The sequence below is a fragment of the Acidovorax sp. KPB24-07 genome (assembly GCF_057543315.1).
Map to the genome: position 1 here is coordinate 1 of NZ_BAAJYS010000269.1, position 4636 is coordinate 4636.

The window sequence follows — 4636 nt, forward strand, 5'->3', positions numbered from 1 at the left end:
CCGGGCGCGGCGCGCGCGCCGGCAGGATGGCCGACCAGCCGTTGGTGGCATCGTCGGCCGGCAGGCGCAAGGGAGTGGGACGCGGTGTCGGCAAGGCGATCGAAAGGCGCTGCGGGCGCTCAGCGCGCCCCGCAGGCCTTGCACAGCTGCAGCGCCAGCCGCTGCAGCGCCTGCCAGCCATCGGCGGGCCAGTCGGGCGCCTTGAGGCCCTTGACGATGCCGTCCACCGTGTGCGCGGACTGCAGCAGCCGGGCTGCAGCGGCGTCGGAAAAGCGCGGCGCGATGCGCTCGAACAGGCGCTCCTTGGGGCCCCAGATGCGGTTTTCGCGCAGGGCAATGGGCAGGGGCTTGCCGGCGTTGAGCGCGTCCTTCACGCGCTTCAAGGCGCGGATGTCCTCGGCCAGCGCCCAATGCACCAGCACTTCGGCCTCGCCCTCGGCCTGCAGGCCATCGAGCATGCGCTGCACCCGGGCCACCTGGCCCGAGAGCACCGCCTCGGAGAGCTTGAACACGTCGTAGCGCGCCACGTTGAGCACCGCCGCCTCGACCTGCGCCCACGACAGCTCGCCGGGCGGGTGCAGCAGCGCGAGCTTGGCGATCTCCTGGTGCGCGGCAAGCAGGTTGCCTTCCACGCGGTCGGCGAAGAACTGCAGCGTGCGCTGGCCCTCGTCGCCGCCGGCCACGCGCTGGCCCTGCAGCGACAGGCGCTGGGCGATCCACTGCGGCAGCGCGGCGCGCTCCACCGGGTCGATCTGCACCGAGATGCCTCTGCCGTCCAGCGCGCTGAACCAGCCCCCGGTGCGGGTGGCCTTGTCCAGGCGCGGCAGCAGCACCAGGGTCAGCGTGCTGTCGTTGCCCTGCGCGGCCTCGGCGATCTGCTGCAGCGCGGCGCCGCCGTCCTTGCCGGGCTTGCCCGAGGGAATGCGGATCTCCACGATCTGCTTGTCGGCAAAGAGGGAGAGCGAGCCGCCGGCCGCCAGCACGGCGCTCCAGTCGAAGTGCGCGCCGGCCACGGTGTGGCTGCTGCGCTCGGTGTAGCCCTGGGCCCGCGCCGCCGCGCGGATGGCGTCGGCCGCCTCCTGCTGCAGGAGCGGCTCGTCGCCATGCAGGGTGTAGAGCGACCGCACGCCCTTTTGCAGGTGCGCGGCGAGCTGGTTCAGAGCGACTTGCATGGGAGCGGCCTGGGCAGGATCTTTGAATGAAACAGGCCGCACGCCCTAGAAAAACATGCGGCCGTAGCTATCAAATCAATAGCAATCAGGGTGCCAACCATCAAACCGGGCGCGCCGCGGCGAGCCGGCGCAGCAGCTGCTGCACGAGGTCGGTCTGCATGTTGCGGTACAGCAGCGCCTCTTCGGCCTCCTTGGCGAGCGCGATGCTTTCGTTGTAGCTCACGTCGCGCTGCTGCAGCAGCTCGGTGTCGGGGATCAGCTCCGCGCCCTGCTGGTTGCGCAGGCGAAAGTGGATGCGCAGGCGCAACTGCAACTCGCGCACCTGGCCCGAGGCGTTGTAGCCCACCACCACGCGCTCGCGCTGCTCGGACAGCAGCTCGAAAATGGCGTCGGCCGTGGTCTTTTGCGTGGGATCGCGCAGCACCGTGAGGTTGCCGCCCGCGCCCTGCAGCGTGCGCTGCAGCTCGCGCGCCAGGGGCGAGCCGCCGCCCGCCTCCACGTAGAGCGAGCGGAACTGGAACTCGGGCGCGCGGCGCAGGTGAAAGCCGCAGGCGGCCAGGGGCGCCACGGCCAGCAGCGACAGGAGGGTGCGTTTTTGCATTGTCAGATGACCACGTTGACCAGGCGGCCCGGCACGACCACGATCTTCTTGGGCGTGGCGCCGTCCGCCTGCTTGACGAAAGCCTCGCTCGCGAGGGCGGCGCGCTCGATCTCGGCCTTGTCGGCCGAGGCGGGCACGCGGATGGAGCCGCGCAGCTTGCCGTTGACCTGCAGCATCAGCTCCAGCTCGTCCTGCACCAGCGCATCGGCATCGGCCTGGGGCCACGGCGCATCGAGCAGGTCGCCCAGCGCGCCGGCGTAGCCCAGGCCGCTCCACAGGCTGTGCGCGATGTGCGGCGTGGCCGGGTACAGCACGCGCAGCAGGATGCCGAAGCCCTCGATCAGCGCCACGGGGGCGCCAGCGCTGTCCAGGGCCTTGAAGTCCTCCAGCGCGTTGATCATCTTCATCGCGCCCGAGACCACGGTGTTGTACTGCATGCGCTGGTAGTCGTAGTCCACCTGCTTGAGCACGGTGTGGATCTCCAGCCGCAGGGCCTTGGCCTCCTTGCCGAAGGGCACGTCCTTGAGGGTGGTGGCGCCGGCCACGCTGGCCAGCGCCGCGTCCTTGTCGAGGGCCGCGAGCTTGAGGCCGAAGTTCCACACCCGGCGCAGGAAGCGGTAGCTGCCCTCCACGGCCGCGTCGTTCCACTCCAGCGTGGCCTCGGGCGGCGCGGTGAACATGGTGTACAGGCGTGCGGTGTCGGCGCCGTAGCGCTCGATGAGGTCCTGCGGATCGACGCCGTTGTTCTTGGACTTGGACATGGTGCCCACGCCCTCGTAGTCGATGGCGGTGCCCGCAGGCAGGCCGCCGACGGCGTTCTTGAGCTTCGCGCCCACGATCTTGCCGCCCTCGTCCACCACGTGCTCGACGTCGTGCGGCCAGAAATACTCCTTGCCGCCCTGCTCGGTGCGGCGCGAGTAGATGTGGTTGAGCACCATGCCCTGCGTGAGCAGCTTGGTGAAGGGCTCGTCGATCTTCACCAGGCCCAGGTCGCGCATCACCTTGGTCCAGAAACGCGCATACAGCAGGTGCAGGATGGCGTGTTCGATGCCGCCGATGTACTGGTCCATCGGCATCCAGTAGTCGGCGCCCTCGGCCACCATGGCCTCGCTGTTCTTCGGGTCGCAATACCGCATGAAGTACCACGAGCTGTCCACGAACGTGTCCATGGTGTCGGTCTCGCGGCGCGCGGCCTTGCCGCAGACCGGGCAGGTCACGCCGGCGTGGAAGCCTTCGTGGTGGTGCAGCGGATTACCCGAGCCGTCCGGCACGCAATCGGTGGGCAGCACCACCGGCAGGTCCTTCTCGGGCACGGGCACGGCGCCATGCTCGTCGCAGTGGATGATGGGGATCGGCGTGCCCCAGTAGCGCTGGCGCGAGACGCCCCAGTCGCGCAGGCGCCAGGTCGTTTTGGTCTCGCCCAGGCCCTTTTGCGCGAGCGCATGCGCCACGGCCTGCACGGCCTCGGCGTAGGACAGGCCGCTGAAGCTGTCGGAGTTGACGGTGACGCCGCGCTGCTTGTCGCCGTACCAGTCCTGCCAGTGGTGGTAGTCGAAGGTCTCGCCATCGACCAGCACCACCTGCTTGATGTCGATGCCGTACTTGAGCGCGAACGCGAAGTCGCGCTCGTCGTGCGCGGGCACGCCCATCACCGCGCCGTCGCCATAGCCCATGAGCACGTAGTTGCCGATCCACACGGGCACTTCCTCGCCGGTGATCGGGTGCGTGACCACCAGCCCGGTGGGCACGCCCTTCTTTTCCTGCGTGGCCAGTTCGGCCTCGGTGGTGCCGCCGCTCTTGCACTCCTCGATGAAGGCGGCGATGGCCGGATTGCCCTGCGCCGCGCGCACGGCCAGCGGGTGCTCGGGCGCCACGGCGCAGAAGGTCACGCCCATGATGGTGTCGGCGCGCGTGGTGAAGACGTACATGCGCCCGTCGCCGATCAGCGTGCCGTCGGCCGCGCGGATGTCGTGCGGGAAGGCGAAGCGCACGCCCTCGCTCTTGCCGATCCAGTTCTCCTGCATGAGCTTCACGCGCTCGGGCCAGCCGGGCAGCTGGTCGCCGGTGACGAAGCCCAGCAGCTCTTCGGCGTAGTCGGTGATCTTGAGGTAGTAGCCCGGGATCTCGCGCTTTTCCACCGTGGCACCGGTGCGCCAGCCCTTGCCGTCGATCACCTGCTCGTTGGCCAGCACGGTCTGGTCCACCGGGTCCCAGTTGACGACCTGGGTCTTGCGGTAGGCGATGCCCTTTTCCAGCATCTTGAGGAACAGCCACTGGTTCCAGCGGTAGTAGCTCGGGTCGCAGGTGGCGACCTCGCGCGACCAGTCGATGGCCAGGCCCATCGCCTGCATCTGCTTTTTCATGTACGCGATGTTGTCGTACGTCCACTGCGCGGGCGGCACGCCGTTCTTGAGCGCCGCGTTCTCGGCCGGCAGGCCGAAGGCGTCCCAGCCCATCGGCATCAGCACGTTCATGCCCTTCATGCGCAGCTGGCGCGCGAGCATGTCGTTGATGGTGTAGTTGCGCACGTGGCCCATGTGCAGCTTGCCGCTGGGGTAGGGCAGCATGGAGCAGGCGTAGAACTTCTTCCGGTCCGCATCCTCGGTCACGCGGTAGGCATCGGTGGCCGTCCAGTGGCCCTGCGCGGCGCGCTCGACCTCGGTGTGGTTGTATTTGTCTTGCATGGGTTGGCGGGGCCGCGGCGGTGCGGCCAGGAAAGAAAGTGAGCGGGGTGTCAGCCGGGGATTTTAGGCGCGATGCCGGCCGCGGGCGGCGCGAGGCGTTACACGGTGCGCGGTCCCGGCTGGTGCAGGGCCCGGCCGGTCAGCGGGCAGCGGCGGCAGCAGCGGGAGAGGCCGGAGCG

The 4636-nt window shown here is 69.2% G+C and carries 3 protein-coding genes; all 3 read right to left on the reverse strand.

The annotated features are described in order from the left end of the window. Positions 1–119: 119 nt before the first annotated feature. The 3 genes from holA to leuS all read right to left on the reverse strand — a co-directional run bounded on the left by holA (position 120) and on the right by leuS (position 4457). Positions 120–1172: a DNA polymerase III subunit delta gene (gene holA, locus AC27IQ_RS18990; RefSeq protein ID WP_284407319.1), complete on the reverse strand. Its 1053-nt coding sequence runs from the start codon at positions 1170–1172 to the stop codon at positions 120–122. 100 nt (positions 1173–1272) lie between these two features. Continuing rightward, positions 1273–1773, reverse strand: coding sequence for an LPS-assembly lipoprotein LptE (locus AC27IQ_RS18995; RefSeq protein WP_272566755.1), 501 nt, complete (start codon positions 1771–1773; stop codon positions 1273–1275). 2 nt (positions 1774–1775) lie between these two features. Beyond that, the gene (gene leuS, locus AC27IQ_RS19000; protein ID WP_487090402.1) at positions 1776–4457 is read right to left on the reverse strand and encodes a leucine--tRNA ligase; all 2682 of its coding nucleotides are present in this window, start codon (positions 4455–4457) and stop codon (positions 1776–1778) included. Positions 4458–4636 lie beyond the last annotated feature (179 nt).